Source organism: Paenisporosarcina sp. P4_D4, assembly GCF_056401835.1.
The window spans coordinates 1-2,448 of the sequence record NZ_JBFUIO010000220.1 but is presented as its reverse complement, the minus strand read 5'-3'; the positions used below and the strand labels follow the sequence as shown (position 1 = coordinate 2,448).

At 36.8% G+C, this 2,448-nt stretch carries 4 protein-coding genes; 2 read left to right on the top strand and 2 right to left on the bottom strand.

What is annotated here, in order from left to right; translation table 11 throughout:
• Positions 1-353: hypothetical protein (locus tag AC1DSL_RS17295; RefSeq protein WP_477533168.1), on the bottom strand; the 353-nt coding region annotated here is incomplete at its 3' end.
• A 153-nt stretch (positions 354-506) separates the two neighbouring features.
• Between AC1DSL_RS17295 and AC1DSL_RS17290 the strand changes: the two genes are divergently transcribed.
• Entirely contained in the window at positions 507-1,289 is a 783-nt protein-coding gene (locus AC1DSL_RS17290; protein WP_477533167.1) for an alpha/beta fold hydrolase, read from the top strand.
• A 303-nt stretch (positions 1,290-1,592) separates the two neighbouring features.
• On the top strand, positions 1,593-1,985 hold the full coding sequence (locus AC1DSL_RS17285; protein ID WP_477533170.1) for a ferritin family protein: 393 nt from the start codon (positions 1,593-1,595) through the stop codon (positions 1,983-1,985).
• Between the two features lie 174 nt (positions 1,986-2,159).
• On the opposite strand, the gene AC1DSL_RS17280 is transcribed toward AC1DSL_RS17285, so the two are convergent.
• Complete coding sequence (locus AC1DSL_RS17280; RefSeq protein WP_477533169.1) at positions 2,160-2,321, bottom strand: VanZ family protein; 162 nt, start codon at positions 2,319-2,321, stop codon at positions 2,160-2,162.
• Positions 2,322-2,448: the final 127 nt, after the last annotated feature.

Here is a 2,448-nt window from a genome sequence, read left to right as displayed (position 1 = left end):
CTTTCACCCATTTCTCTTACCAACGGGTGAACCAGCCCGATTCTACTAATAATTACAACATACTCAAACAAAACATTTATCACGCTATCATTTAATCCCAATACCTGCAAATCCTTAACCAGTGTTGCATCATTATCAGAATTAACTCCATTTTGTTTTTTAAGAAAATCAATTGGTGTCAAAGATGTAAACCGTTTAATAAGCCATTCATCGGGAGTCATTCCTGTTTTAGCTTTACATAGTTCTTCAAGTTTTGCGTGCCATTCCTCACTTGTCATTCCACGAGCTACTTTTAATCGTTCTTCAATTGTCAATCCGTTTATTTCTTTAAATCGTTCTTCATCATTCGTCATCCTTTACCTCCTTTATGTATTTATCTTTCTTCAACTAACCTGCCCCGTTAGTTGAAGTAGGAAGAGTGCTTAAACAAGCCAAGCAATTCACCTATGTTTCCCTAGATGAGTATCTTATTGTTGATGCCACTTTAATTAAAGGGAGGGAACAACATGGGATACTTTGTTACTGTAGAACCTGGTGTAAGGATATATGTTGAGGATGTAAACCCGGAGGGAAATAAAACAATACTATTTATACATGGTTGGCCATTAAACCATAAGCAGTATGAATATCAGTTTGATGTTCTTCCAGCAATGGGATATCGATGTATAGGCATCGACTGGAGGGGGTTCGGTAATTCGGATAAACCATTCCATGGCTACAACTTTGACAGATTGGCAGATGATATCCATGCAGTAGTAGTCGCGTTGCAGTTAAAAGACTTCACACTAGCAGGACACTCTACAGGAGGGGCAATCTCGATTCGATATATGGCTCGACACCAAGGTTATGGAGTATCCAAACTTGTCCTCATAGACGCTCAATCTCCGTATAGTGTTCAAGAAGAAGTTGCAAATATGTTCATTTCAGGATCACTTAATGATCGACCTAAAATGTTGCAGGGATTAAATGATCTCTTCTTCTTCCAGTATCTTACCACCCCATTATCGGACTGGTTTTTTCAGCTAGGATTACAGGCAGCCGGTTGGTCGACTGTAGCAGTCATGAAGACACTAAGAGATGAGAACGTGTACTATGATCTTGACAAAATACTAGTACCTACACTGATTATTCACGGAATACATGATAAAATTGTTCCGTTTGATAAAGCTCAGGAAACAAATACGCTAATAAAAAATTCACTGCTTGTTCCATTTCAATACAGCGGTCATGGTCCTTTTTGGGAAGAACGCGAGAAGTTTAACCAGCTATTGATGCAATTTATTGGCTAATAATTTAACCGCTCTTCTCATGGGCGGTTTTCCTTTGTAAAAATCAACAATAAACGATAACAGAGCCTTTAATTAAATCTTTTTATTTCTCTCCTCCTTTTAATTCACCATCGATTGTTGTTCCTTCTTTATCTGCCCYGTTAGTTGAATAAGCACCTTMTCTTTTATTACACATTATRGTCGAACTGCGTACTAAGACCCTCACTCCCATAAGCCAAGGTCCACAAAACATGGTGTACCCATATATTGATAAAAAGGAGTGAAAGCAAATTGAATCAAAATTCTGTGCAGCCTTCTGCAAACATGGAAGTATTAAACGACATTTTGAAAGCAATTAATGGTGAATATACAGCAATTGCCTGCTATGAATTATTAGCGAACCAGGCTCAGAACGCCGAAATAAAAAATCGTATTCTTGAAATCAGAAATGATGAAATCAGACACTATGAATCCTTTTGGCATCTTTATATTTTTTTGACGGGAAAACAACCTACTCCACATATCACAAAACAATGTCCTCCAGATTATAAAAGTGGGATACTTGCTGCATTCATAGATGAACAGGAGACTGTAGACTTCTATCACGATATAGCGCGAAGTACTAATAATCCTGTTATTAAAGATGCTTTCACGCAAGCTTCTGCTGATGAACAAAATCATGCAGTTTGGTTTTTATATTTCATGAATCATCATTAATTGTTTAGCAGCCGGCTATCACGTCGGCTTTTTTTCTTGCACCTTATGTGTCAAATGCGACATAAAAACTCCCATTCTCATCTTCAACTAAACTGCTGCGTTAGTTGAATAATAAAAATGCTTTGCATCTTTATTGAAGTTAAGCACTCCGTTAGTTCAACAATAACCCATCTTTTAGTTATCGGTTATTTTTGAATTATGAAGCGTTAAAATTCTATTAACACTGCTACCTATATTTCCTATCCATGCCCCCAAAAAAGACCCAAATGTGTTGAATATTAAATCATTTACATCAGATACTCTTCCAATTGGGTAAATGTATTGAATTACTTCAATTAGCAGGTACAGCCATTCACCGTTCTAGCCTAGGCGGACATATAAATAACAGTGGGCAATCTTAATCTTGTGTCTATTGTTCATTTTTTCACGTTAGATGAAAGAAAGATTATCTTAACTATATAGG